Source organism: Sediminitomix flava, from assembly GCF_003149185.1.
GTDB lineage: Bacteria > Bacteroidota > Bacteroidia > Cytophagales > Flammeovirgaceae > Sediminitomix > Sediminitomix flava.
This window is the reverse complement of sequence record NZ_QGDO01000006.1, coordinates 198,506-223,440: the sequence shown is the minus strand read 5'-3', so window position 1 is coordinate 223,440 and position 24,935 is coordinate 198,506. Positions and strand designations below refer to the sequence as shown.

The 24,935-nt window shown below is 37.1% G+C and carries 26 protein-coding genes; 13 read left to right on the top strand and 13 right to left on the bottom strand.

Features of this window, described 5'->3' with window-relative positions; genetic code table 11:
* Window positions 1–51: 51 nt before the first annotated feature.
* From BC781_RS19985 to BC781_RS19975, 3 genes are all read left to right on the top strand, one after another.
* Complete coding sequence (locus BC781_RS19985; protein ID WP_109621207.1) at window positions 52–687, top strand: peroxiredoxin; 636 nt, start codon at window positions 52–54, stop codon at window positions 685–687.
* 121 nt (window positions 688–808) lie between these two features.
* A complete protein-coding gene (locus tag BC781_RS19980) occupies window positions 809–1,123 on the top strand; it encodes a thioredoxin family protein (protein ID WP_109621205.1) in 315 nt (104 codons plus the stop codon).
* The gene (locus BC781_RS19975; protein ID WP_109621203.1) at window positions 1,104–1,358 is read left to right on the top strand and encodes a DUF6952 family protein; all 255 of its coding nucleotides are present in this window, start codon (window positions 1,104–1,106) and stop codon (window positions 1,356–1,358) included. Before BC781_RS19980 ends, BC781_RS19975 begins: the two co-directional genes overlap by 20 nt.
* Before the next feature lie 129 nt (window positions 1,359–1,487).
* Here the strand turns inward: BC781_RS19975 and BC781_RS19970 are convergent, their stop codons facing one another.
* A complete protein-coding gene (locus BC781_RS19970; RefSeq protein ID WP_109621201.1) occupies window positions 1,488–2,300 on the bottom strand; it encodes a cyclase family protein in 813 nt (270 codons plus the stop codon).
* A 161-nt stretch (window positions 2,301–2,461) separates the two neighbouring features.
* Between BC781_RS19970 and trhA the strand changes: the two genes are divergently transcribed.
* On the top strand, window positions 2,462–3,091 hold the full coding sequence (gene trhA / locus BC781_RS19965) for a PAQR family membrane homeostasis protein TrhA (protein ID WP_109621198.1): 630 nt from the start codon (window positions 2,462–2,464) through the stop codon (window positions 3,089–3,091).
* A gap of 166 nt (window positions 3,092–3,257) precedes the next feature.
* Here trhA and BC781_RS19960 read toward each other — a convergent pair whose 3' ends face one another.
* Window positions 3,258–3,680: a MerC domain-containing protein gene (locus BC781_RS19960; RefSeq protein ID WP_109621196.1), complete on the bottom strand. Its 423-nt coding sequence runs from the start codon at window positions 3,678–3,680 to the stop codon at window positions 3,258–3,260.
* A 275-nt stretch (window positions 3,681–3,955) separates the two neighbouring features.
* Between BC781_RS19960 and accD the strand changes: the two genes are divergently transcribed.
* Window positions 3,956–4,795: an acetyl-CoA carboxylase, carboxyltransferase subunit beta gene (gene accD, locus BC781_RS19955; RefSeq protein ID WP_109621194.1), complete on the top strand. Its 840-nt coding sequence runs from the start codon at window positions 3,956–3,958 to the stop codon at window positions 4,793–4,795.
* Window positions 4,796–5,101: 306 nt separating this feature from the next.
* A complete protein-coding gene (rodA, locus tag BC781_RS19950; RefSeq protein ID WP_109621192.1) occupies window positions 5,102–6,529 on the top strand; it encodes a rod shape-determining protein RodA in 1,428 nt (475 codons plus the stop codon).
* Between the two features lie 149 nt (window positions 6,530–6,678).
* Here rodA and BC781_RS19945 read toward each other — a convergent pair whose 3' ends face one another.
* On the bottom strand, window positions 6,679–7,656 hold the full coding sequence (locus BC781_RS19945) for an ROK family protein (protein WP_109621190.1): 978 nt from the start codon (window positions 7,654–7,656) through the stop codon (window positions 6,679–6,681).
* Window positions 7,657–8,108: 452 nt separating this feature from the next.
* Here BC781_RS19945 and BC781_RS19935 point away from each other — a divergent pair, with 452 nt between their 5' ends.
* Window positions 8,109–8,807, top strand: coding sequence for a TrmH family RNA methyltransferase (locus BC781_RS19935; protein ID WP_109621186.1), 699 nt, complete (start codon window positions 8,109–8,111; stop codon window positions 8,805–8,807).
* A 47-nt stretch (window positions 8,808–8,854) separates the two neighbouring features.
* Window positions 8,855–9,778: a methionyl-tRNA formyltransferase gene (gene fmt, locus BC781_RS19930; protein WP_109621184.1), complete on the top strand. Its 924-nt coding sequence runs from the start codon at window positions 8,855–8,857 to the stop codon at window positions 9,776–9,778.
* Window positions 9,779–9,859: 81 nt separating this feature from the next.
* On the opposite strand, the gene guaA is transcribed toward fmt, so the two are convergent.
* A complete protein-coding gene (guaA, locus tag BC781_RS19925; RefSeq protein WP_109621447.1) occupies window positions 9,860–11,392 on the bottom strand; it encodes a glutamine-hydrolyzing GMP synthase in 1,533 nt (510 codons plus the stop codon).
* 75 nt (window positions 11,393–11,467) lie between these two features.
* Window positions 11,468–12,058 (bottom strand): phosphatase PAP2 family protein, encoded by a 591-nt coding sequence (locus BC781_RS19920; protein ID WP_109621182.1) that lies wholly within the window; start codon window positions 12,056–12,058, stop codon window positions 11,468–11,470.
* 267 nt (window positions 12,059–12,325) lie between these two features.
* Here BC781_RS19920 and BC781_RS19915 point away from each other — a divergent pair, with 267 nt between their 5' ends.
* Together BC781_RS19915 and BC781_RS19910 are read left to right on the top strand one after the other, a co-directional pair.
* Window positions 12,326–12,994 carry a YiiX/YebB-like N1pC/P60 family cysteine hydrolase gene (locus BC781_RS19915; protein ID WP_109621179.1) on the top strand — a complete coding sequence of 223 codons (669 nt, stop codon included), beginning with the start codon at window positions 12,326–12,328 and terminating at the stop codon, window positions 12,992–12,994.
* 354 nt (window positions 12,995–13,348) lie between these two features.
* Window positions 13,349–13,807, top strand: a complete 459-nt coding sequence (locus BC781_RS19910) for an Hsp20/alpha crystallin family protein (RefSeq protein WP_146201746.1) — start codon at window positions 13,349–13,351, stop codon at window positions 13,805–13,807.
* A gap of 19 nt (window positions 13,808–13,826) precedes the next feature.
* Here the strand turns inward: BC781_RS19910 and BC781_RS19905 are convergent, their stop codons facing one another.
* The 5 genes from BC781_RS19905 to BC781_RS19885 form a co-directional block, all read right to left on the bottom strand.
* Window positions 13,827–15,584: a mechanosensitive ion channel family protein gene (locus BC781_RS19905; RefSeq protein ID WP_109621175.1), complete on the bottom strand. Its 1,758-nt coding sequence runs from the start codon at window positions 15,582–15,584 to the stop codon at window positions 13,827–13,829.
* Between the two features lie 67 nt (window positions 15,585–15,651).
* Complete coding sequence (locus BC781_RS19900) at window positions 15,652–16,299, bottom strand: SdpI family protein (RefSeq protein ID WP_109621173.1); 648 nt, start codon at window positions 16,297–16,299, stop codon at window positions 15,652–15,654.
* Window positions 16,296–16,559: an autorepressor SdpR family transcription factor gene (locus BC781_RS19895; RefSeq protein ID WP_109621171.1), complete on the bottom strand. Its 264-nt coding sequence runs from the start codon at window positions 16,557–16,559 to the stop codon at window positions 16,296–16,298. Before BC781_RS19895 ends, BC781_RS19900 begins: the two co-directional genes overlap by 4 nt.
* A gap of 86 nt (window positions 16,560–16,645) precedes the next feature.
* Complete coding sequence (locus BC781_RS19890) at window positions 16,646–17,287, bottom strand: HAD family hydrolase (RefSeq protein ID WP_158281537.1); 642 nt, start codon at window positions 17,285–17,287, stop codon at window positions 16,646–16,648.
* Between the two features lie 88 nt (window positions 17,288–17,375).
* A complete protein-coding gene (locus BC781_RS19885; RefSeq protein ID WP_158281536.1) occupies window positions 17,376–18,002 on the bottom strand; it encodes a DUF4136 domain-containing protein in 627 nt (208 codons plus the stop codon).
* A gap of 235 nt (window positions 18,003–18,237) precedes the next feature.
* Between BC781_RS19885 and BC781_RS19880 the strand changes: the two genes are divergently transcribed.
* From BC781_RS19880 to BC781_RS19870, 3 genes are all read left to right on the top strand, one after another.
* Window positions 18,238–20,676, top strand: coding sequence for a TonB-dependent receptor domain-containing protein (locus tag BC781_RS19880; protein WP_109621164.1), 2,439 nt, complete (start codon window positions 18,238–18,240; stop codon window positions 20,674–20,676).
* Window positions 20,677–20,879: 203 nt separating this feature from the next.
* Window positions 20,880–21,629 carry a 5'-nucleotidase C-terminal domain-containing protein gene (locus BC781_RS19875; RefSeq protein ID WP_109621162.1) on the top strand — a complete coding sequence of 250 codons (750 nt, stop codon included), beginning with the start codon at window positions 20,880–20,882 and terminating at the stop codon, window positions 21,627–21,629.
* A gap of 13 nt (window positions 21,630–21,642) precedes the next feature.
* On the top strand, window positions 21,643–22,557 hold the full coding sequence (locus BC781_RS19870) for a bifunctional metallophosphatase/5'-nucleotidase (RefSeq protein ID WP_109621446.1): 915 nt from the start codon (window positions 21,643–21,645) through the stop codon (window positions 22,555–22,557).
* Window positions 22,558–22,627: 70 nt separating this feature from the next.
* Here the strand turns inward: BC781_RS19870 and BC781_RS19865 are convergent, their stop codons facing one another.
* The 3 genes from BC781_RS19865 to nqrF all read right to left on the bottom strand — a co-directional run bounded on the left by BC781_RS19865 (window position 22,628) and on the right by nqrF (window position 24,895).
* Window positions 22,628–22,918 carry a YiaA/YiaB family inner membrane protein gene (locus BC781_RS19865; protein ID WP_109621160.1) on the bottom strand — a complete coding sequence of 97 codons (291 nt, stop codon included), beginning with the start codon at window positions 22,916–22,918 and terminating at the stop codon, window positions 22,628–22,630.
* A gap of 70 nt (window positions 22,919–22,988) precedes the next feature.
* The gene (locus tag BC781_RS19860; RefSeq protein WP_109621158.1) at window positions 22,989–23,513 is read right to left on the bottom strand and encodes a hypothetical protein; all 525 of its coding nucleotides are present in this window, start codon (window positions 23,511–23,513) and stop codon (window positions 22,989–22,991) included.
* A gap of 74 nt (window positions 23,514–23,587) precedes the next feature.
* On the bottom strand, window positions 23,588–24,895 hold the full coding sequence (nqrF, locus tag BC781_RS19855; RefSeq protein ID WP_109621156.1) for an NADH:ubiquinone reductase (Na(+)-transporting) subunit F: 1,308 nt from the start codon (window positions 24,893–24,895) through the stop codon (window positions 23,588–23,590).
* Window positions 24,896–24,935: the final 40 nt, after the last annotated feature.

Below are 24,935 nucleotides of genomic sequence, written 5' to 3'. Positions count from 1 at the left end.
ATACTTTTGTCATGTAATCATTCAGAAACAAGAAAAATAAAACACAATATTATGGCATTCACTGGCAAGAAATTCCCGAACATCACAGTACCTGCAATGAACGAAATGGGTGACACTATCCAAGTAAACGTTCTTGAAGAAGCAAGAAAAAATAACAAGAAGGTATTGTTGTTCTGGTACCCAAAGGATTTCACTTTTGTATGTCCAACAGAACTACACGCTTTCCAAGAAGCACAAGAAGAATTCGCTAAAAGAAATACAATCGTAATTGGAGCTTCAGTAGATACTCCAGAAGTACACTTCGCTTGGTTGAACACACCAAAAGATAACGGTGGAATTGAAGGTGTAACTTACAATATCCTTGCAGATAGCAACCGTAACCTATCTTCTACACTAGGAATTTTGGATGCACACGAAACAATTACGAACGAAGAAGGGTTAGAACTTAAAGTAGGTGATAACGTGACTTACCGTGCAACTTACCTAATTGATGAAGAAGGTACAGTATTCCACGAAGGTATCAACCACATGCCACTAGGAAGAAATGTAAATGAGTTCATCAGATTGATTGATGCTTATGCGCACGTTCAACAACACGGTGAAGTTTGCCCAGCAAACTGGGAAGAAGGTAAAGAAGCAATGACTGCAGATAGAAGCGGTGTTGCAGATTACCTAAGCAATAACTAAGAAATTATAACAAGAGAGGACCACACTTGAAAAAGGGGAGCGCCCCCATTGCTCCCCCTATTCAGTAACCTGTTATCAATCATCATAAAGAAATATACCATCATCATAAAGTTTAGAGATCATGTTTGAAGAATTGAAAGAAGACAACCTAGAAAGCTTAGTAGCAAACAACGATACAGTATTGGTACAATTTTCAGCAGGATGGTGCGGAAACTGCCGTATCATGAAGCCTAAGTTCAAGCGTTTTGCAGGTGAAAATCCAGATATTCCATTTGTAGTAGTTGATGCAGAGAAATTCCCGAACTCTAGAAAACTAGCAAATGTGAACAACTTACCTACTTTCGCTGTATTCAAGAGTGGTGAGTTGGCAAAACAACTTCAAACAAATAAAGTTGAACCTTTAAAAGAAATGATCGATGAGGCTACCAATAATTAAGCACGTACACGGGTTTATTAAAGAACACGATCAAGACTACGTGATCGAGGCCCTTGAAGTACTTGAAAACTTAGCTGAGTGCGAAGGACTAAAGGATGAAGAACTAGATGTTATTGGTGAATTGATTTCCAATATGTATGGTGCTTTGGAAGTTCGTGAACTAGTAAAAGAAGGAAAAACTGAAAAAGAAGCTCTCAACGGATTTATGAAGAGAGTAATGGGCTCTATTAGCTAACGATATAAAGAGGGAAAATTCTGACTCAGATCTCATACTCATAACTCCTTACTAAAGGACAATACACAAAAACAAACTATCATACCCGAAGCGCAGTCTGCAAACTCGCTTCGGGTTTTATTTTTCTCATTATTTTAATAAAGCTATAATTCTTAAAGGTGCACCTGTACCACCTTTTATTTTCATAGGTAAAGCCACAACCTCAAAACCAACCGAAGGTAACTGCTCAAGATTTGCCAAGTTTTCAAATGCAGGTACATTATTCGTCATCAAGTTTACATGCGACTGGAAATACTCCGACTGTCCATAATCTATACTTGGTGTATCTATTCCCACCGCATTAATCTTTCTATTTTTCACTAACCATTCTGCTGCATCTGGAGCTAAACCTGGGAAATGTAAATCTTTGACGGCATGTGCTCCTCTTTCACAAGTTCCCATATACTGCATTTTATCTGGATAATACTTCGAAAATCCTGTATAAAGCAATACAATACTTCCTTCTGGAATTGGCATATTTTTGTGCTTTTCCTCCCATTCTAAAAAGTCTTCAATGCTTACCTCATAGTCCGGATTGTCTTTGGCTTTCTCTGAAACATCTACTTTTAAGGCTGAACCTATCAATTTTTCTAAAGGAATTTCATCTACACTCTGCCTATTTTCAGCAAAATGAATTGGAGCATCTATATGTGTACCTCCATGTTCGGCTGCTGCATAATTATTTGCCGAATAATAATACCCCTTCTCAGTATGTCCTTTACTCACTTCTTCTAGCTCAAATTCTTTGGCTGTTACCCAATAGACTGTACTGTCAGAAAAGTCATAGCTGAGATCTACAATCTTAAGGTCTTCTAGCGAAAAATTATTATTACTTGATGATGGAGAAGAATGCTTACAGGAAAAGCATAAAATGACCAATAAATAAAGTAAGCTTTTATTCATAATTTAGAAGTATTTGGGTTACAGCTATTTTCAAGTTTCACGAAAGAGTTCCGATCAGAATGGTTTTATTCTGAATGTATGTTAATAACTGTCACATTTCAAAAAAGTAAGGGTCTAATTAAGTAGAGATTTGTAAAATCATATCATAAACTGTAGAACAGATGAACTACTTTCTGTTAGAGAAAGAGGAACGTTGGAACGTCCTCACTCACGCGATCGGCTTTTTTATAGCCCTGATATGTGTCCCTTTTCTGCTCACAACAGCTTTTCAATCAAGTGTGTTGGGCGGTAGTAGCGTTTTAGTGTTTAGTTTATCATTACTGTTTATGTTGGCTTCTTCAAGCCTATATCATTTACAGATCAGTCCAAAAGCAAAAGAAAGGTTTCAAAAATTAGATCATATTGCAATCTTCTTTTTGATAGCTGGGACTTACACTCCTTTTATCACTTTCTTTGTAGAGGCTCCTCTCAAATTTTATTATTTGGGCTTAATGTGGGGAATCGCATTTATAGGAACTGGTATTAAGTTTTTCTCAACAGGAAAATTGAAATACATCTCTACGGTTGCTTACCTCATCATGGGATGGATGGTAGTTTTTATTGGAGAACCGATTGTTGAAAACCTTTGTACAGCTGGCTTCACTTGGTTAATAACAGGAGGTGTATTTTACTCTGTAGGTACTATTTTTTACCTCATGAAAAAAATGAAATATAGCCATGTCGTTTGGCATTTCTTTGTACTGCTTGGTGGCTTAAGTCACTTCATTGCAGTTTGGTATTGTCTTATCTAATCAATTCAACATATTAAATACGACCAATTCTTCTCTAAGCAGAGAAGGTGTTCACGGCTCTTCTACACGACCATAAGAAGGGCCTTTCTTTTTAGCTAAATAAAAAAGCATCTCCCATATTTCATGAGAGATGCTTTTTACTTTCATCTATGAAAAGTATAATTTTTTAGCCTCTAACTTCGCACACTGCGGCTTCTTCTTTTCTACAAATATAAATATTGAAGAAATGTGAGAATATCAGTCCTAATGAACCCAAGTACCCTAAAATATCAAGTACTGGATTATGAACATGGAATAGACGAAGCATAACAACTGTCACAAAAATGGCAAGAAACGTCCAAAGTGAAAACTGGACACTTTTATTGTGATTATGCCTTGTGCTTGCCCAAACCGCTAAAATACTGATAAATACGGTTGATAAATCTACCCAGCCCCAAAAACCAAGATGGTCAAAATCTCCATGGCTATGTAAGTGAGACATCCCAACACTCATTAAGCTAATTCCTGCCGTCACTAGACAGTGAATCAAACAGATAAATGAGCCTGTAATCCCTAAATGATCAGCGTATTTTTGAAATACTTTCAACATATAAATAATCTATCTGCAATTTATTCGCAATAAACTTACAAACGCCTTCAATTGCAACTTAGTTGCAATAATTAAACTTAATTTACAGATTTGTGAACCTTGAAAAATGAAAAAAAAAAGGAGAAAGGCGGTAGAAGAAAAAAAATCAATAAATTTACTGTCTAGAATACTAAGCTTATTGATAATCAGATCTGGCTTACGAGGTGACCAATAAATAAACGGACAGATTCGAGGATCTGAATTTTTTTCCTCACCAAGCCAAAAAGAAAACTTTTATGAGTTGGTTTAAAAGAAAAGAGAAAGGCATCAATACGCCTACTGTTGAAAAGAAAGATATTCCAGACGGATTGTGGTACAAAACTCCTTCAGGAAAAATTATCCATATGAACGAACTTCGTGAAAACGCGTATGTTTGTCCAGATGATAATCACCACGTTCGTATCGGATCAAAAGAATACTTCGAAATCATCTTCGATAACAATGAATTTACAGAGTTGGACGAAGATTTGATTTCTGGAGACCCATTGGATTTTGTAGATACAAAAGCATATCCAGACCGTATCAAGGCTGGGCAAAAGAAATCAGGTTTGAAAGATGCTTGTCGTAGTGCTTACGGAAAAGTTAACGGACTTGATCTTGTGATTGCGTGTATGGACTTCGGATTTATTGGAGGTTCTATGGGTTCAGTAGTAGGAGAAAAAATCTCTCGTGCTATTGACTATGCACTAGCGAACAAGATGCCATTCCTTATGATCTCAAAGTCTGGTGGTGCTCGTATGATGGAAGCAGGTTATTCATTAATGCAAATGGGTAAAACTTCTGCAAAATTGGCTTTACTTTCAGAAGCTAAACTTCCATACATCTCTTTACTAACTGATCCTACTACAGGAGGAGTTACAGCTTCATTCGCGATGTTAGGAGATTTCAACATTGCAGAACCAAAAGCATTGATCGGTTTTGCTGGTCCTCGTGTAATTCGTGAAACAATTGGTAAAGATTTACCGAAAGGATTCCAAAGCTCAGAGTTCTTGTTAGAGCATGGATTCCTAGATTTCATAGTAGATCGTAGAGATTTGAAAAACAAACTGGCTTCTTTATTGAAAATGTTGAGTTAAGAAGTATATGAAAATGGCTATTTCTCGTTCTTTTCAGAGACGATAGAAGTAACCTACATCATAGTTATACAACGATCATATATAATAAGGGAAGCTTATTTCAAATCACGGAATAAGCTTCCCTTATTTTTTTAAATTAGAGAATAGACTTGTTAATAAGCTTCTCTAAATGATAAGAGCTGTAAACTACAGGAATTAAGCATACTAAAATCGTATTTCACTTTGAGTAACGCTCAATGAAATGATTGAATAGAGAATACATTTATTGTTTGCGTGGAGAGCGCTTTAGTGTCTGAGAAACAGAAGATGAGAAGAAGAAGTAGTAGTATAGCACAAGGGATTGATTGGGTTTCAGTCCTCTTATACCTGATACTCGTAATATTGGGCTGGCTCAACATTTACGCTGCGGTGTATCAACCCGATGCACAACAGAGTATTTTTGATATGGGTATCAACTCAGGGCGTCAGTTGATGTGGATATGTGGGGCAGGAATTCTGATTGCCGCCATTCTGATTATAGATTACAAGTTTTATGAGACCTTTGCCTACATTATATATGGGGCTATCATGCTGCTGCTCCTTGCCGTAATTTTTATAGGGGCTACCACAAACGGAGCAACCGCATGGATAAAGATCGGTCCTCTAAAAATACAACCCGGAGAGATTGCCAAATTTGCGACAGCCTTAGCTTTAGCCAAATACCTAAATTCACCCAATAAGAAAGTTGAAAACTTCAACACCTATTCAAGAGCTTTATTGATTATAGGTGTACCTGCCTTAATCATTATTTTACAAAATGATACAGGTTCTGCAATGGTCTTTGCGGCTTTAGTTGTTGCTTTATACAGAGAGGGATTACCTTCTACTTTCATGGTTTTAGGGCTTACAGCCATCATTCTCTTTATAGCAGGACTCTTTGTCCCCCCTGCCACTCTTGGAGTTTATGTTGGGGTCATGGGGCTAGGTAGTATTATCTATTCTTGGCTAGCTGACCGAAATATATATCAAGTATTTGCAGGATGGGGAATTGTTGGTTCCGTAATGTATGGCTTGTATTATTACTTTGACCATACTTATATATCAATAGGACTATTCTTTGTTTTTGCAATCATTGTGATTGCAAGCTTTAGCAATTTCAGAAGCTTCAGATGGATTACCTTCCAAGGGGCTTACTTTGCTTTTGCACTTCTATTTACCATTAGTATTGACTTTGTATTTAATACTGTACTCCAACCTCACCAACGTAAGCGTATTGAAATCTTGATCAATCCTGAAAGTGATCCTTTAGGGGTAGGTTATCAAGTAACACAGTCTAAAATTGCGATAGGTTCTGGAGGGTTATTAGGAAAAGGATTCTTAGAAGGAACACAGACCAAACTAGAGTTTGTACCTGAGCAAAGTACTGACTTTATATTCTGTACTATCGGAGAAGAACATGGATGGCTTGGTGCTATGTTTGTTTTCACCGTATTCTTTATCCTTATCGCTAGAATTATAATGCTTGCAGAACGGCAGAAATCTCGTTTCTCTAGGGTTTATGGCTATAGTGTAGCATCCATATTATTCTTCCACTTTATGATTAATATCGGTATGACAATCGGACTATTCCCTGTAATTGGTATTCCACTACCATTTGTGAGTTACGGAGGTTCGTCACTTTGGTCATTCACCATCCTATTATTTGTTTTCTTGAAGCTAGATTCTCAGAAAAATCAAATGCTAGGAAGAGCATAGATAAAAGCTCAGACACAATCTATCTAGGACAACTCACTAAGTTTTGAAATCTTCTGTCCTAGCACTTTATATAAAAAGAGGGCGAACAGAATATATATTCCGTTCGCCCTCTTAATTTATATCTATAGGAAATAAAGAAATAGCTAAGCTTAAGCCAATACTTCTTTATTCAATTCTTGCCATACTAAAGAACTAGAACCTAAAACAGCAGCATCTGCTCCTGGAAGACCTGATTGGATAAGTTTTACTTTACCTTTGAAACAGCTCAACATATTTTCTTCCATGTACTCGTAAGTTGGCTTCAACAACAAGTCTCCAGCATTAGCCAATCCTCCGAATAGGATAAATGCTTCAGGGCTTGAGAATGTCATGAAATCAGCCAAAGCAGTACCCAACTTCTCAGCAGTATATCTGAATGCCTCTTTTGCTAGCTCATCACCATCAGTAGCAGCATCAAATACCATTTTAGAAGTTACTTCTCCTTGGTGTACTTTCTCTCTTAGTACTGAAGGAAGTTTTGAAGTACCGATCAATTCATAAACAGTATTTACAAGACCTGTAGCCGAACAGTAAGTCTCTAGACAACCTCTACGTCCACATCCACACTCTCTACCATTTTTCTCTACACGTACGTGACCTAGCTCACCCGCAAATCCGTCATGACCATAAACCATTTCGCCATTCACTACGATACCGCTACCTAGTCCAGTACCTAAAGTGATCATGATGAAGTTTTTCATTTCTTTTGCTTCACCATAAATCATTTCACCGATTGCAGCCGCATTGGCATCGTTTGTCAATGTAATGATAGGGTACTCAAATCTCTCTTTAAGAAGGTTTACCAATTCTACTCTACCTTTCCAATTAAGGTTTGGAGCAAATTCAATAGCACCTGAATAATAGTTTCCGTTTGGCGCACCAAGACCGATTCCCATCACCTCAATTTCTTCATTGATGAAATCTAACACGCGATTGATCTCCGCTTGCATATCATCAAGGTAAAGGTTTACATCCATATGCTTTCCTGTAGGGATGTTTCCTTTAGCCAATACACTACCTTCTTGATCAACTACACCAATCACGGTGTTTGTTCCTCCGATATCAATACCGATTGCAACCTTTTTCATGGAATATTATTTTGAAAGAGTTCTGTTTAAAAATTCTAATTTTACGCATTTTTCAACGAATGAAACAGAAGCAATATCACCAAACTCATTATTGTTGCTATTTTTTGAAGATATATCCCTGTTTTTCGTTCAAAAAGTGACTTTGCTTGCAATTAATACAAGCTTAATTAAAAAAGATGTGTCAAAAATCAATCTATTCTAATGAGATTCCTATTCCATTTTATCGATTGATTTATAACATCTCTCATTGTTAGGTGTACCAAATACACTAACATTATAAATATACTATATCAGCATAAAATTTTACTCTTCAGCCTTTAGCGATTCCCAAACATTAACAAATTGACCATTCTACATCCTTTTTATTCTTCTGAAGAAATAGCTTTTCTGAGCAATTTATTTATTCTAACTTTTTCAAAACGTAAATTGCGTTTTCAAATAGAAAGGGACTTATGTATTGGGAGGAGAAAATCTTGGATATAGATTACCGTGATAAAGACTTATATGCCTACTTAGCGGCATTTATGACCGAAAATAAACGTCAACATTTTGCAAGAGTATTGGCTGAACGTACAAGACATGTCACTGTACTTTTAGAGGATATTTATCAAGAGCAAAATGCAAGTGCTGTTATCAGGTCTGCAGATTGTTTCGGAATACAAGATGTGCATGTGGTTGAGGTTAATCACAGATATAACTTGAACCGAAAAGTACTAAAAGGGGCTGCTAAATGGGTCGATATCCACAGATATACTTCTACTCAATCAGCATTGGATAAGTTAAAAGGAGAAGGGTTTAAACTTGTTGCAACAAGCCCTCATGCCGAAATGACTTTAGACGAGCTTCCTGTCAATGAAAAAGTAGCTTTCATGATGGGTACAGAAAGTACAGGTTTGACTGATCAAGCGATGGAACAAGCCGACTACCAAATCAAAATCCCAATGTATGGCTTTACCGAAAGTTTTAACCTTTCTGTAAGTACCGCCCTTTGCCTAAATACCATAGCTACGAAACTCAGAAAAGACGAAAACATTGCATGGCAAATGTCAGAAGATGAACGTCAAGTACTGGCTATGCGCTGGGTACTGAAATGTATCCGAAGAAGTGAATTACATATTGAGAATTTCTATAAGAACTTGAGCCATAAATAAATGGTTGGAAGGTATAAGACTTCTATTTTCAGCCATTCGATAAGCATATGAAGAAAGACCTACGTATTATTTTCATGGGAACACCCGATTTTGCGGTTCCCTCTCTAGAAGTACTAGTAGCTAATAACTATAATGTAGTAGCTGTAATCACAGCTCCTGACAAACCAGCAGGACGAGGACGTAAATTGCAGCAATCGCCTGTAAAAGAATGTGCACTCAAGCACAACTTGACTGTTCTTCAACCGACCAATTTGAAGAATCCTGAATTTTTGGAAGAACTAAAAAGCTACAATGCGAACCTTCAAATTGTAGTGGCTTTCCGTATGCTTCCTGTAGCTGTTTGGGATATGCCAGAACTCGGTACTTTCAACCTTCACGGATCACTCCTTCCTCAGTACAGAGGTGCAGCACCTATCAACTGGGCAATCATGAATGGTGAAACAGAAACAGGAGTAACAACTTTCTTCTTGCGCCATGAGATTGATACAGGAGATATGATCTTGCAAAAGAAAGAACCAATTGCTGATTCAGATACTGTAGGCGATGTTTATGGTCGTTTGATGAATATTGGAGGTGAAGCAGTATTGGAAACCGTTAAACTGATTGAGGAAGACAAGGTAAATCCTATCCCTCAGCCAATGGACGTAGAACTGAAAAGTGCTCCAAAAATCTTCAAAGAAACGTGTGAGGTTGATTTCTCGAAAACTACCAAAGACGTATATGACTTTATTAGAGGGCTATCTCCTTACCCTGCTGCTTGGACAGAAATTGAAGGTGTTACCTACAAACTTTTCAACGTAGAAAAAGTAATGGATGAGAAGCTAGAAGGTGATGAAAAAGGCTATGTGACCGACAACAAAACCTTCTTCTATATCAAAACTGCCGATGGCTATATCAGTGTGAAAAACTGGCAGATGCAAGGTAAAAAACGTATGGATATTGAGGCTTTCTTGAGAGGAAAGCAGTTTTAGAAGAAGTAAAGCACAAAAAAGCCTACCTCTTTGCTCTAAAGCAAGGAAGTAGGCTTTTTCAATTTATATCAAATCAGTGTCTTATTCCCACTCAATTGTTGCTGGTGGCTTAGAACTGATATCATAAACAACTCTGTTCACCCCTTTCACACGGTTGATGATGTTGTTAGAGATTTCTGCCAAGAACTCGTAAGGAAGGTGAATCCAATCGGCAGTCATACCGTCCAAACTACCTACAGCACGAAGAGCTACTACGTTTTCATAAGTTCTTTCGTCTCCCATAACCCCTACAGATTGTACAGGAAGGAAGATTGCACCTGCTTGCCATACATCATTGTACAAACCATGATCTTTCAATCCTTGGATGAAGATATGATCCACTTCTTGAAGGATAGCTACTTTTTCGGCAGTTACATCGCCCAAAATACGGATACCAAGTCCCGGTCCTGGGAATGGATGTCTTTTCAAGATCGCATCGTCAATACCCAAAGTATGACCTACAGCTCGTACTTCATCTTTGAAAAGTGTATTCAATGGCTCTACCACTTGTAGTTTCATGTAGTCAGGAAGACCACCTACGTTGTGGTGAGACTTGATAGTAGCTGAAGGACCTTTTACCGATACAGACTCAATAACGTCTGGGTAAATAGTACCTTGACCCAACCATTTTGCATTCTCTACTAGCTTAGACTCTCTCTCGAATACGTCTACGAATACTTTACCAATCGCTTTACGCTTCGCTTCTGGCTCTGATACACCTTCCAATTCTTTGTAGAATTCTTCAGCTGCATTTACACCTTTCACGTTCAAGCCCATGCCTTTGTAAGACTCCAATACAGAACTGAATTCGTCTTTACGAAGCAAGCCGTTATCTACGAAGATACAGTGAAGGTTTTCACCGATTGCTTTGTGTAATAGTACTGCTGCTACAGATGAGTCAACACCACCAGAAAGACCAAGGATCACTTTATCGTCACCTACTTTCTCTTTCAACTCTCTTACTGTAGAATCAACAAATGATTCTGGAGTCCAGTCTTGCTTACAGCCACAAACACCTACAATGAAATCTTGAAGCATCATTTTTCCATCAGTAGAGTGTGTTACCTCTGGGTGGAATTGAAGACCGAAAGTCTCTTCTCCCTCAATACGGTAAGCAGCCACATTTACATCGCTTGTAGAAGCAATTACTTTGAAGTTTTCAGGTAATTCCAAGATCGTGTCACCATGAGACATCCATACTTGAGAATCTTCCGGAATACCCTTCATCAAAGGAGAATTGTGGTTGATATAGCTCAAGTTCGCACGTCCGTACTCTCTGATCTTTGATGGCTCAATTTTACCACCATTTTGTTTTGCCAAAAGTTGAGCACCATAACAAACACCCAAAAGTGGCATTTTACCACGGATGTCTGATACGTCAAAGTTTGGAGCCTCTTCTTCTAGCGTTGAGTGTGGAGAGCCAGAAAGAATCACCCCTTTATACTCAGTGTGATCGATTCTTGGAGTGTGGTTGTAAGGGAATATCTCACAATAAACATTCAGTTCCCTTACGCGGCGGGCAATCAGTTGTGTGTACTGAGACCCGAAATCGTAGATAAGAATTTTGTCAGCCATGTGCAAAATTAGGAAGAATGGCGTAAATGCCACAAAGAAAAATATAAAATGACTTAACGTTTTTTAAAAAAATTACTATTTCAATTCTTTTAAAGTTCCGTTAGCGTACTTTGAATCAATGAAATACCCCAATCGGTAAGCTACTTGAGCACTAAATACTCCAATAAGTGCCCCTACAATAATATCACCAGGGTAATGTACTCCCAAGGCAATACGACTGTAAGCCACAAAAGCTGCCCAAAAGAAAAATAAGAAAATCCATACGTGATTTTTTCGGAGTAATAGCCAAATGCTAGTAGCTAGTGCAAAAGTGGTAGAAGCATGAGATGAGGCAAAGCCGTACTTTCCTCCTCTGTAATTATTGACAATATGAACGAACTCTTTTAGCTCAGGATCTTGAGAAGGTCTGAATCGGGCAAAATATGGTTTGAAAATACCTGAAGCGATATAATCTGCCAAACCTACTCCAGCCCCCATGATCAAAACACAAGCAAGCATTGTTTTCCAGCCGTACTTCCACCAAAGTCCTATAATGATAAGGGCATAAAGCGGAATCCAAGTCTTAGACTCAGAGACAAAAAACATGATTTGATCTGAGGTTTCGTTATGAAAACCATTCAAGAAAATCAGAAGCTCGGTATCTAGTTGCTTAAGTTGTTCTAACATGTTGGTGTCAATTTGAGCCGCAAAGTTAGAATTTTATTATTAGCATTTAAAGAAAAGCTTAAAACTCAATCACTTTTCTGATTTTTTTGTATTATTTCTATGTTTTTGGGCTGATAAAAGGATTCTATTACATTTGATCTTTTAAAGTTGAAATAGATTTAATGCTAAGAAGAAGATGTTATTTCTAGATTAGACTTAAAAAATAAGGTTCAAGAAAAAACATAAGAGATAGAAACACACTAGATACTTTTGACTAAACTAAATTCAATGAAAAATAATATTCTCCTTCTAACACTCCTTTTGGGATTCTTTTCTTGTCAGACCAAACAAGAAACACAAACCGCAAAAGAAAACTTCAAACTTCAGACTGGTGATATCCTTTTCCAAGATCTGGACTGCGGACCTTTCTGTGAAGCAATTACAAAAGTAACTGAAGGTTATGAAGGCAATGATTATTCACACTGTGGCATTGTTTCTTATGATAGTGCAGGAAATTGTATTGTTTTAGAAGCTGTGGGCAAAGGTGTAATGGCGACTCCAATTGAGGAATTCTTTAATAAAAAGGTCAAAGATGATTTTATTACGGTAGGAAGGTTGAAAAAAGATTATCAAAACCTTATTCCTCAAAGTATTGTAAAAGCCGAAAGTTTACTCGGCAAAGAATATGATGATATCTTCGATATCACAAACGATAGTTATTATTGTTCGGAATTAGTTTATGAAACTTTCAAAGATGCTAATGGTGGAAAAGAGATTTTCAAACTGTTCCCGATGACTTACAAAGACCCAGATACCAACGAGATGTTTCCAATTTGGGTGGATTACTTCGAAAAACTTGGAGCACCAATCCCTGAAGGAGAAGCAGGTTTAAATCCTGGTGGTATTTCTCGTTCACCTTATTTAGATATTCATTTAGAGAAAAAAGTTCTTTGGTAGCCATAAAAAAAGCCCGATCGAATATCGATCGGGCTTTCTGTTCCAATTCAATTATTTGTTCAAGATTCCTTTTTTCATAGGGTCAAAAACATTTTTATAAATTCAATTCTTATACCATTAGTCATAAACTACTGATAAACTGACCATTAACACTAAAAACGTAATATTTACTCTATCAGTTACTGTTCACATATGAACATTCAATCTGTAAAGTGAACAGTTTTTCGTTTTTTCAGTACTAGAGAATAATGTTCCCCTTTCAATATCATCCCTTTACAGTTGGTACAAAAAGCAGAATTACTATGTTATATTCTTAGAATTCAATAGATCATTTACAACTCAAAAAAGGCTGTAATGTCACTTCGCGCTCGGTTAAACCATATTTCAAATATTAGTTTTGAACGACTAAAAGCACATTTTATAGAATTTGCGAAGAATACCATTATGGAGATTGACCTTATTGGCGATGAAATCATCCGAGAATCAGGTCGACTCACACCTTCAGAAAAAAAGCATTTTCAAAAAGTTTATGATATGCATATCATCATCCCGATGCTCACTCACAAAAATCATATTTCCATTTGGGTAAAAGGGAAAATACTATATGTATGTGCGAAAGAGCGAATCCGACAAGATGTATTTAATGGCTATACCTATGTAGAACATTATATTTTACAAAGTTCTACTCGCGAATTCAAGCTTCCGAAAGGTATAAACGTAAGACATCTTGAAGCTTACTACCGAACAGGAGAATTACATATCTTAGGTGATGAAGCTATCTTTCATCCTGCTAAATACATCACTGTCCAATAAATAAACGCTATTTCTGCTCCTACTCTATATTTCTAGATTTACGCATTTGCTCCATAAACTCTGCTCGTGTATATGGATAATCTGGAGTTAATCCTTGCTTTTCTGGGAAGGCTTCGATGTGCATTGTTTGTGTAGGGAATGCAAACCTTACGCCCAAATCTCCTGCTAACTGAATTACCTTCAGCATAATGTCATGTCTTGCCTTCAGTTCCATATCCCAATCGGGAACTATGAAATAGATATTGAATAATATGTCTAAAGAATGCGCTCCAAATCCATTCAAATAGATATGATAATAATCTTTTCTTGTACTCGGATGCGACTCGATAATATCTCTCAAACCAACTACAAAAGCATCAATCAGATCTGGTGGAGTATCATAAGTGATCTGAATATAGGTTTTAAAGCGTCGGTACTTTCGTTCTCCTAGATTATCAATTGTATAATCTGAAAGCTTACCATTGGGAACACTTACAAGAGAATGGTTAAATGTTCTGATTCGTGTTGTTCTGAAACCAATATCTTCTACAACTCCTTCTACGTCTGGTCCAACAATCCAATCATTGAGTTGGAACGGACGATCAATAAAAATCATCACAGAACCGATTAAGTTTTTAAGCGCATCTTGAGAGGCAAAAGCAACTGCCACAGAAGAAATAGACAAGGCTGCTACAAAACCTGTCGTATCTATTCCTATGGCATTTAGCATCCAAGTGATACCGATAGCGATTACTAGAAACTGAAGTAATTTCTCTATGATCTTGGCCAATGGCATCCTGTTTGGAATCTGATCCATAGGAGTCGGATGCTTCTGAAGTGACCTGTTTACATAATATGAAAATAATCGCACCACCCTAAGCATAGCCATGATCAGCAGGGTGAAGGTGAAAATATTTACAGGATATAAAAGATAATTTGTAAGCCAAGCTGGCATTTGGAGTACTGGGTACACAAGCCAACCAATAAACACTACACAGAGATAAGCCAAAGGCGAAGAAATTCGCTTATTGGGCTCTATGATGTTTTCATTGAAATGAAAATAGTTAAGTATACTGACGATTGCTCTTCTAAAAAGATACCTCAAACTTCGGTACATGACCGTCACCAACAATATAAAAAGTGCTATCCCGAAGTATTGCCAAATATGAATCCCGAAATAGGTTTTCTTAGCTGCATCACTATCTATTTTACGACTTAACTCAAGGAGTTTATGTGTTTTAAACGGATAAAGCTTCTCGTATAGCTTAGGAATATACTTGCAGGTTGCCTCCGAATACAGCCAATCTACCCCATACTTTTCTAAGAAAATCTGAGGGTATTTTTCAGATACGATATAGCGATTCTGAGGAGGTGATTTCTTATTTGGTGAATACTGATAATCTTTATTTATTGATACATCATTAAGGTCAATCACAATTCCCAAACGATCATAGATGGCTTCGATTTTCAAGGCCAAATCTACACGTTCCTGATCGGTATACTGTCCCATAAAAATGGTCATTGCCGAAATCTCAGGCTCATAGTTTTCACTACTCAAAAAAGAAAGGTGCGTTCTTATGGTATGATAAGGCGTACTTAAAGAGAATTCTTTTCCATTTTTCTTTACAAATTGATATTTACGATGGTCATCTGGTGCAAAGATATCAAGGTCTACTTTCTCTTCATCCTCCTCTTCTGTTTGTGTATTTTGTGATGTTCCTGGTGTAATCTGAAACTGCGCTTGAGCTAAAAAAGTAAGTCCCCACAACAAAAAGATATACCCTATTCTCTTTTTCATTTTTTTACTGTTCTTCGTTATGGGGCAAAATCTAACATTTTTAGAATAATGAAGTAACTACTTCGACTTATTTTTCTTGCTGATACACTTTATAAGAATAATAAATAGAATAAAATGCCCAAATCAACATAATGCCGACAACCACCAATACTTTAATTTTTGACGATAATAACAAAGTCAAAAAGAGCGCAACAAAGCCCAAAGCAAAACCTAATTTCCCACTCATTCGGTGAGATTTTCTCCACACTGTTTCATTTTCCAAAGTCCAAGGTGTACGCAAGCCTACAAAATAATTGGGTTTTATAGTCGTGAGATAATTCCCAAGACCAATCATCATTACTGATAAAAGAATAGCCAATACATTGTCCATTCCCATACCTATTGTACCTACATGCCCTACTCGAATAATGAAACAAGCCAAAGCACTCATAAACATTGCCATCATTAACCTGAATTTGGGATAAGAAGCCCCAATATTATTCTTATTCTTTGGGTCAATGAAAGGTATTACCTTCATCAAGAGATAAGTCCCAAACATCATCAGTGCGACAATCCACCACATTGAGCTTTTATCAGCAAAATTATCTGCTTCTCCTTTTATATTGAAATGAATAGGTACTTGCTCAGATAATTGATCAAAGACTATAAAAAGGTAGATCAGTGGCACTATGGTAAAAAGAAGAATAAGCCCTTCGTTTAGTTTTGAGTTTTTCATGTTTTTGGATTTTTAAAATGTAATAACCAATTGATTATATCATCGAATACAGTCATATTTAAAGAATACAATATGTGCTGTCCTTTACGTGTCGAATAGATCAAATCAGCTCTCTTGAGTAAGTCTAGATGATGTGAAATACTTGGTTTACTCATCTCAAACTCATCTGCAATTTCTCCTGCTGTCAGATCCTTATCTTTCAATAGTTCTAAAATTCGCCTTCTTGTCTGATCGTTTAAGGCTTTAAATAATGCATTCATCAATCACTTCTTTAGATATTTAGACAAATGTCTAATTAAAGGTAATTACGAAACTTGTAAAGAACAAGTTTCATGAAAATTTAAAATTAGACGAAAGTCTCTTCCAATTGCTCTAAAACCGTATGAAGAGGTTCTTCTGCAACAACGATATCAGCACATTCAGCTATTTTTTCATTTCTAGGAAAAACAGCCACAGAAAAGTCTGCATTCAAGAATAGTTTCACATCTGCAGGGCCATCTCCAAAGGCAAAAACATCTCCGTCAATTTGGTGTTTCTTTAGCGCATTTACCAAAGTTTCATCCTTGCTTTCCTCTCTTACATGGATATTCATTTGCCCTGTACAAATGCCATTTTCAAACAATACTTCATTGGAATAGACTTCATCTAAACCCAACTCTTTTGCTGTTATTTCATTGAGAAATGATAAGCCTGTACTTATCCCGATACAAGTAATGCCTCTTTCTTTAAACCAGCTCACTAGTTCTTTAGCTCCTTTTCGTATAGGATTGGTGGCTAAAGCTTCCAACATTTTCTCTTTAGAAATGCCTTTCCACAAAGCCACATCTAGTTCACACATTCTGTCATAGCTGATTTCATTTGCAGCCCAAGCCTTATAAATTTCAGCTCCTTTCTCAGCTGTATTCAGATGATTGTGCAAAAGCATCCAAGGGTCTACTACTTGTCTGAGTGTACCGTCTATATCAAAAACCGCAATGTGTTTATTCATTTCCATATATGTTTGAATCAAAAAATATTCAAATCTATGAAAAGAATAATTGGGAGTAAAAAGATGATACTCAATACTTCTAAACAACCTATGATTCAGGTGGATACTGTTTCAAAAGCTTTTCCATATAACGGTTAATCAATTGTTCTTTTCGCTTAGGAGAAGTGTCCAAATCAAGGTCTTCAATCACCATTTTTCCTTGCCAAATCAAGGTCGCATTATCAGCATCATAGAAGTCAACAACGAGTGTCCATTCTTCATATTCTACAACTTCTTGCTGAGGCGTCAATCCATAGCCTGCAAAGCCACCACGATAAGCATAAGGGTATCTGTAAAAATTAGGTCCAGCAAAATAGTAACTACTTATTCCGCCATAAGGACCACAGTTTCCATAAACGAAATTAGGTCCGTAAGCATAATAAGACGGATTGTTATAAGTCACCACTCTTTGTTTCGTTTCTGTAGAAACATTCATATCAATCATCATTTTTGGGGCTTCAGATTCAAAGTAACCTTTGTCTGCCAAAGAATGAGAAATTGCTCTTTTGAAACGTGCTTGATCAAATTCATTCATTTCTTGAGGTGAAAAGTCCGATTTGAAATTGAATGAATTGTACTGCTGAAAATCAGTGTAAGCTTGGTAGTCTGAACTGATCTGAGCTGTGGTGCAAGAGGTAATCAATAGTATGGTCAGTAGATAGTAGATAGTTTTCATAGGGCTAGAATTAAGAGACACATTACTCTTATAACACCACTTCCACTTATTTTTATCCAATACCCAAATTCTATTATTCACTAAAAAACAAATGTAAACATCCAATATTGACATTTCCCTCCTACAGCCTAATCCTCTATTCATTGAATGAAATATTACGTTCGTTGATTTTATTTTTTGTACTAAGAGAGACTAAACACCTTTGTTTTATCAGAAATAAAAATCGGTGTCAACAATGTCAAACAAACTTCTACTTTTCATTTTATCACTGCTTCCAACATTTACTTGGGCACAAGGTCGTCCTCAAGGCATGGAAGGAAGAGAAAGGCCAAAAATTGGTGTTTTGGGTGGACAAATTATCGATGAACAAACATCGGAAGGACTTGCCTTTGCCACAATTTCTCTCTTCAGTATGCGAGATACCACAAAATTGGTGACTGGCGCTCTAGCCGATGACGAAGGGAAATTTAGTATTAATGAAATTCCTTTTGGCAGATACCAAGTGAAAGTAAGTTTAGTAGGATATGACAATTACACCTACCCCAACATGATAGGTTTTAAGCCCGATAACTATAAAAAATATATTGGAAAAATCATACTCTCATCTTCAGCTCAAGAGTTGAATGAAGTTGTGGTAGTAGGCGAACAAGAAATAGTTTCTGCGGGCTTAGAAAAACGTTCTTTCAACGTTGCTGCCGATCTGGGTTCTACAGGTAGCGATGCCCTACAACTTCTTTCTAATGTACCTTCTATTGATGTTGATCTTGATGGAAATATATCATTAAGAGGAAATTCTAATGTGAAAATATTCATAGATGGCAAACCCTCTGTATTGGGTAGTTCCGACTATTTGGAACAGATTCCATCTGAAAGTATTGAGAGTATTGAAGTCATTACAAATCCTTCTGCCAAATATAGTCCTGAAGGAATGTCGGGTATCTTGAATATCAAACTCAAAAAAGAAAAGCTCAAAGGGACACAAGGAATGGTAAAAGTTTCTGCGGGTACGGGAGATAAGTACAACACAACTCTTGGGCTAAGCCATTATCAAGGAAAATTCAATGTAAATGCGAATTATTCTTTCCGTTCAGACCAACGTTGGATGGAGTCAAATGCTTACCGAGAAAGTTTTGATGAAAATGGAAATATTATTTCTACTTCTGACCAAAACTCGACAGGTAATCATACACGTAACGCTCATATGTTCACTACAGGAATTGGATATCAGTTTAATAAATATAATTCGATCACGCTTGGAGGTAAATTCAATTCCTTCAATATGGATCGAAAAACTTTACAAACAAACATCGATCAGAATGGCTCGACAACTACCTCTGATAACTTTATGAATAATGAAAATCAGATGGCAGAAGTCAGCCTGTCTTATCAAAAGAAATTCGTAAACCCAGCTCAAAACCTAGAAATATCGGCATCTTACTCTGAAGGGAACAATGGCGGTACGCAAGACTTTGGTAGTACACAAACTTTCAATGACATTAGGGGTGATATGAAAATGGCGAACTTCCAAATTGATTATACACAACCTTTAGGTGATCGATTTAAACTAGAAGCAGGTACTATGATTACCCTAAATAGCTCCGAAGAAGATTTTATAGCCTATAACAGAGCTTCTGATGGTTCTTTGATTCGAGATACTAGACTAGATAACAATTTTTTGTATGACCAGCAGATCTACGCAGCTTACGGATTGGTAAGTGGAGAGGTCTTACCTAGTCTTCGCGTAGATGCTGGTTTAAGAATTGAACAGGCATATATCAATTCTGAATTGAAAACTACTGGTGAAGCATTTGATTATCCTTACTTCAAAATCTATCCGAGTTTTGCCATTAGTAAAACATTCGATAACGAATCTGAATTGATGTTTTCTTATAGCAAAAGAGTCAATCGTCCAAATCATCGAATGCTGAATCCTTATATCGATCAGTCAAACCCAGAAAACCTCAGACAAGGTAATCCATATCTAGAACCAGAATTCGCTGATTCTTATGAGATCGGATATACTAAATCTTGGAATAAACTGACACTTACTGGTGCTGTTTATCACAAATACACCGACAATGCTATCACTCGTGTAAGCTATGCTGTAGCTGCCGATACCATCATGAGTACTTACGCAAACCTAGCACAAGGAACCAATACAGGATTTGAACTTATAGCGAATAGCCAACTGACTTCTTGGTGGAACATAGATGGTAGCTTCAATTATTTTTATCAAGTTTATGAGGGGCATGAAGATGAAAGTGGCACAGACCTAAGCAACAGCGGTACCTCTTGGAGTTTAAAAGTCAATAACCGTTTTAACCTCTGGAAAGGAGCTAGTTTACAAGCTTCTGTAAGCTACAACGCTCCAAAACAAGTTCCGACAGGAGAATTTGGTAGTATGACAATTATGAACTTGGGCTTACAGCAAAAAGTATTACAAAACCGAGGAACATTGACACTCTCAGTCTCTGACCCACTGGATATATGGCAAGGAAATGTGTACAACTATGATGAAACCTATGCGCAATACCGAGACTTCAAGAGAGAATCTCAGATTGCTTACATCTCTTTCTCTTATACTTTCGGCGAACTGAAAAATGCCTTTAGTGGAAAAAGAAAGTCAAAAGGAGGAAAAGGAAGTGACTCTAGTTCAGATTATGACCTCTATTAATCTGATAAATAAGTTGATGACTCGATTTTGATTAAAATATAAATGATTAGATAATAATTGAAAGAGTATTGGTCTATACCGATACTCTTTTTTGTTCTGTAAATGAACATTTTATTGTAAGTCTATTAACAATTCTAATTAATGTTCTATCTTCAAAGATTTATATCTATCATTGCAGAAACACAATATTACATTTCTTAAAAATGAACAAACTACTAACATTTGTATTAGGTCTTGTGCTCTGGAGTGCTTGTAGTGCCCCAAATAAGGTAGTACAACAGACTAGTTCATCTCAAAAGATTGAAGGAAACCTAATTCCTCAAGATAATTCAATTACTGCAGATGCTTCTATGGAGAGCTTTATTGCACCATTCAGAGAATCTTTGGAGGAAGAGATGAGTAGATCCATCACTCATATTGCTAGAAATTTAGAAAGTAGTAAAGGAGAAAGTACACTCGGAAATTTTGTAACCGATGCCTTTTTCAATTATGTAAAGACAGAGGTTGACTCTACCATAGATTTTGCCCTACTCAACTTGGGAGGTATGCGAAGTGATGCTGTTGCCCAAGGTGATTTCACTAGAGGAGAGCTAATCACCTTACTTCCGTTTGATAATCGTCTTGTAATTGTTGAGATGAAAGGCAAACAACTAGAAAATATGTTTGACTTTATTGTCAGAAGACATGGCGAACCATTTGCTAACATGACAATGGTAGTTTCTTCAGATAGTTATGAAGTTGAGATAGACGGCAAGCCTTTCGATCATAATAAGGTCTACAGAGTTGCAACAATTGATTACCTACAAAGAGGAGGCGGAGGAATGGCTTTCTTTAAAGATGTCGAGCATGTTGAAGCTACAGATATCTTACTTCGTGAAGCTGTAAAACAGTATTGCCTCACAAAAGAGAGCATCGATGTCGAATTAGATGGTCGTTACAAAGAACTCAATTAACCTTACTATTATCATGGAAAGAAGACAATTTATTAAAAATATACTTGGAGCTACAGCTCTCGCTAGCCTAACTCCTCTTCCAAGTCTGTTAGCTGCAGACGGCTCAAAGAAACTATGTATCCTTCACACCAACGACGTACATAGTCACATTGACCCATTCCCAGCCGATCACCCGAAATATGCAGGACTTGGTGGATTTGCTCGCAGAGCTAGCTTGATCAAGCAAATCCGTGAACAAGAAGATAATATTCTACTTCTTGATGCTGGAGATGTATTTCAAGGCACGCCATACTTCAACATGTTTGGTGGAGAATTGGAGTACAAGCTAATGAGTCAGATGGGATACGATGCAGGAACTATTGGAAATCACGAATTTGACAATGGTTTGGAAGGATTGAAAAAGCAACTTCCAAATGCCAATTTTGAAATTCTGAACGCAAATTATGACTTCTCAAATACGACTCTTGAGGGACAATTCAAGCCTTATAAGATTTTTAATAAGAAAGGAATCAAAGTAGGTGTATTTGCTGTCGGAATTTCTTTGGATGGTCTCGTTGACAAGAAAATGTACAAAGAGACAAAGTACAATGATGCCCTAGACGTTTCTCAAGAATATGCTAAAAAGCTAAAAGAGGAAGAAGGCTGTCATTTGGTGATTTGTCTATCACATGTAGGTTACAATTACCGTAATCCTGAGATTGTGAGCGATACAAAAATTGCGGCAAACAGTGAACATATTGATCTCATTATCGGAGGTCACACACATACATTCCTTACCACTCCAGATAAAGTCAAAAATAAGAATGGTAAAGAAGTGATGATTGTACAAACAGGTTGGGCAGGTATCAACCTCGGGCGTGTTGATATTAACTTCGATCAACGATTGGGAGTCAAAGAAATAAACGGAGGTTATTCTTCTATTTGCTAATTTTAGTATGACTTATCCACAAAAAAAGAGTTATCCACAGCCTATGTGAATAACTCTTTTTAATTTCAGATTAATTAGCCTCTGAAGAGACATAATCATTTATCATTTTTTCAGTCTTCGCTTTTTCCACCTTTCGAATGATACGTTCTGCCTCTTGTTTATCTCTCACTACTTTTGCTACCGTAAAGCATGAGGAAACACTAAACAAATAAGACATTAAAAAGAAGCCTTTAGCTGGTAGAGATACTTCTAAAATGTATATCCCAATCATTGTTCCCACGAAAGAAATTCCAAATGAAATCCAAGCTAAATTAAAGAAGGCTTTTGTATTTGAGCCTTCATAGATATTATTCGTATCCATATATTCAATTGATGTTGAATTCTTAAATACGAACGCAACAAATAAATAGTTACACAAGCAACCGTTTAAACTATTCAACAACCTTCATATTAATAGCTGCCAATTGCTTTTTAATTGATCGTTGAATTCCTGGAGAAAGCGGTTCTATATATTGTGGTTCCATCACAAAAGCTATTTCCTCCTTCAGTTCTGGATATTTTTTGATAATATCTAAAATGAACTTGAAAGCTGTAGATCTTACCGAAGGCGTTTTCCCTATTTTTTCCCAAAGATTCATACAGATATCAAAGAGCTTTCCTTCTTGTTCTTCATCTAACTTCATCTTGAATAAAAGCTTCATAAGCTCCCTCTGTTGCCCATCATGTTCTGCAGGTTCTATCAAGTCAATTAGCTTATCCACATAAGGTCTGATACGCCCATCATTCTTTTTCATGGCATGTCCTAAAATCCAAGATGCTCTCCATGAAAGAGGATACTGATTCCCTAAGACTAAATCTATGGCTTCAGAAAAATTCTGATCATTCTTCTGTACAAAAGCGATCATGGCTTCTTTCTGAATTCGCTCGAATAAGATATCTGCAACTTTGGCTTCCATAGCTACAATTTAATACAAAAAAATCCCCTTCGCATTGCTGCAAAGGGGATTTCTGTATATCAGAATGGTATTTATCAACCACCGAAGTCGTCAAACAATACGTTCTCAGGAGGAACACCAAAGTCATCACACATTTTGATAACAGCAGCGTTCATCATTGGAGGACCACAGAAGTAGAATTCGATATCTTCTGGATCTTCGTGCTTACCTAGGTAGTTATCGATCAACGCTTGGTGAACGAAACCTAAGAAACCATCGCCTTCTCCTTCCAAACCGTCTTTTGCCTTCCAGTTGTCTTCTTCCATAGGATCAGACAATACTTGGTAGAACTTGAAGTTAGGGAATTCCTCTTCAATTTTTCTGAAATCTTCAGTGTAGAACAATTCTCTCTTAGAACGACCACCGTACCAGAAAGATACTTTTCTACCTGATTTCAACGTGTGGAATAAGTGGAATAAGTGCGAACGCATTGGCGCCATACCTGCACCACCACCAACGTAGATCATTTCTTTGTCAGTATCTTTGATGAAGAACTCACCGTAAGGACCTGAAATAGTTACTTTGTCTCCTGGTTTTCTTGAGAAGATGTAAGAAGAACAAATACCTGGATTTACATCCATCCAACCGTTCTTAGCTTTATCCCATGGTGGAGTTGCAATACGGATGTTCAACATCACGATATTACCCTCAGCAGGGTGGTTAGCCATAGAGTAAGCACGGAAGATTTCTTCGTCGTTCTTCATCTTAAGATCCCAAAGACCGAATTTGTCCCACTCATCTTGGAACTCATCTGGCTTTTTACCCATACGTGGGTGAGCCGTGATGTCCATGTCTTTGAAGTCAACTGTAATCTCAGGAACGTCAATTTGAATATACCCACCAGCTTGGAAGTCAAGAATCTCTCCTTCAGGAAGCTTTACAACAAACTCCTTAATGAAAGAGGCTACGTTGTAGTTAGAAACTACCTCGCATTCCCATTTCTTAATTCCAAAGATTTCTTCAGGTATCTCAATTTGCATGTCATTCTTTACTTTCACCTGACATGCAAGACGTACTTTCTCTGCTTGCTCTTTTCTGCTCAAGTGTCCTACCTCTGTTGGAAGTACATCACCTCCACCTTCTGGCACTTTACACTTACACATGGCACAAGTACCTCCACCACCACAAGCTGATGGTAAGAAGATTTTTTGAGCCGAAAGTGTAGTGAGCAGTGTTGATCCTGCTGCTACTACAACTGGGTTACTTTCGTCACCGTTTACTACGATAGATACGTCACCACTCTGAACTAATTTAGACTGAGCGAAAAGCAACATAAATACCAAAAGCAAAATCACGATAGTAAACGCACCAATTGCTGCAGGTACTACTACTGATAAATCCATTTGACTTAATTAAAAGTTTAATTTGTCTTATAATTTTGTG

Bases quoted from the DNA above. Each gene is read 5' to 3' on its own strand.
- BC781_RS19985 (WP_109621207.1), top strand. From the start codon at position 52: ATGGCATTCACTGGCAAGAAATTCCCGAACATCACAGTACCTGCAATG.
- BC781_RS19980 (WP_109621205.1), top strand. From the start codon at position 809: ATGTTTGAAGAATTGAAAGAAGACAACCTAGAAAGCTTAGTAGCAAAC.
- BC781_RS19975 (WP_109621203.1), top strand. From the start codon at position 1,104: ATGAGGCTACCAATAATTAAGCACGTACACGGGTTTATTAAAGAACAC.
- BC781_RS19970 (WP_109621201.1), bottom strand. From the start codon at position 2,300: ATGAATAAAAGCTTACTTTATTTATTGGTCATTTTATGCTTTTCCTGT.
- trhA (WP_109621198.1), top strand. From the start codon at position 2,462: ATGAACTACTTTCTGTTAGAGAAAGAGGAACGTTGGAACGTCCTCACT.
- BC781_RS19960 (WP_109621196.1), bottom strand. From the start codon at position 3,680: ATGTTGAAAGTATTTCAAAAATACGCTGATCATTTAGGGATTACAGGC.
- accD (WP_109621194.1), top strand. From the start codon at position 3,956: ATGAGTTGGTTTAAAAGAAAAGAGAAAGGCATCAATACGCCTACTGTT.
- rodA (WP_109621192.1), top strand. From the start codon at position 5,102: ATGAGAAGAAGAAGTAGTAGTATAGCACAAGGGATTGATTGGGTTTCA.
- BC781_RS19945 (WP_109621190.1), bottom strand. From the start codon at position 7,656: ATGAAAAAGGTTGCAATCGGTATTGATATCGGAGGAACAAACACCGTG.
- BC781_RS19935 (WP_109621186.1), top strand. From the start codon at position 8,109: ATGTATTGGGAGGAGAAAATCTTGGATATAGATTACCGTGATAAAGAC.
- fmt (WP_109621184.1), top strand. From the start codon at position 8,855: ATGAAGAAAGACCTACGTATTATTTTCATGGGAACACCCGATTTTGCG.
- guaA (WP_109621447.1), bottom strand. From the start codon at position 11,392: ATGGCTGACAAAATTCTTATCTACGATTTCGGGTCTCAGTACACACAA.
- BC781_RS19920 (WP_109621182.1), bottom strand. From the start codon at position 12,058: ATGTTAGAACAACTTAAGCAACTAGATACCGAGCTTCTGATTTTCTTG.
- BC781_RS19915 (WP_109621179.1), top strand. From the start codon at position 12,326: ATGAAAAATAATATTCTCCTTCTAACACTCCTTTTGGGATTCTTTTCT.
- BC781_RS19910 (WP_146201746.1), top strand. From the start codon at position 13,349: ATGTCACTTCGCGCTCGGTTAAACCATATTTCAAATATTAGTTTTGAA.
- BC781_RS19905 (WP_109621175.1), bottom strand. From the start codon at position 15,584: ATGAAAAAGAGAATAGGGTATATCTTTTTGTTGTGGGGACTTACTTTT.
- BC781_RS19900 (WP_109621173.1), bottom strand. From the start codon at position 16,299: ATGAAAAACTCAAAACTAAACGAAGGGCTTATTCTTCTTTTTACCATA.
- BC781_RS19895 (WP_109621171.1), bottom strand. From the start codon at position 16,559: ATGAATGCATTATTTAAAGCCTTAAACGATCAGACAAGAAGGCGAATT.
- BC781_RS19890 (WP_158281537.1), bottom strand. From the start codon at position 17,287: ATGAATAAACACATTGCGGTTTTTGATATAGACGGTACACTCAGACAA.
- BC781_RS19885 (WP_158281536.1), bottom strand. From the start codon at position 18,002: ATGAAAACTATCTACTATCTACTGACCATACTATTGATTACCTCTTGC.
- BC781_RS19880 (WP_109621164.1), top strand. From the start codon at position 18,238: ATGTCAAACAAACTTCTACTTTTCATTTTATCACTGCTTCCAACATTT.
- BC781_RS19875 (WP_109621162.1), top strand. From the start codon at position 20,880: ATGAACAAACTACTAACATTTGTATTAGGTCTTGTGCTCTGGAGTGCT.
- BC781_RS19870 (WP_109621446.1), top strand. From the start codon at position 21,643: ATGGAAAGAAGACAATTTATTAAAAATATACTTGGAGCTACAGCTCTC.
- BC781_RS19865 (WP_109621160.1), bottom strand. From the start codon at position 22,918: ATGGATACGAATAATATCTATGAAGGCTCAAATACAAAAGCCTTCTTT.
- BC781_RS19860 (WP_109621158.1), bottom strand. From the start codon at position 23,513: ATGGAAGCCAAAGTTGCAGATATCTTATTCGAGCGAATTCAGAAAGAA.
- nqrF (WP_109621156.1), bottom strand. From the start codon at position 24,895: ATGGATTTATCAGTAGTAGTACCTGCAGCAATTGGTGCGTTTACTATC.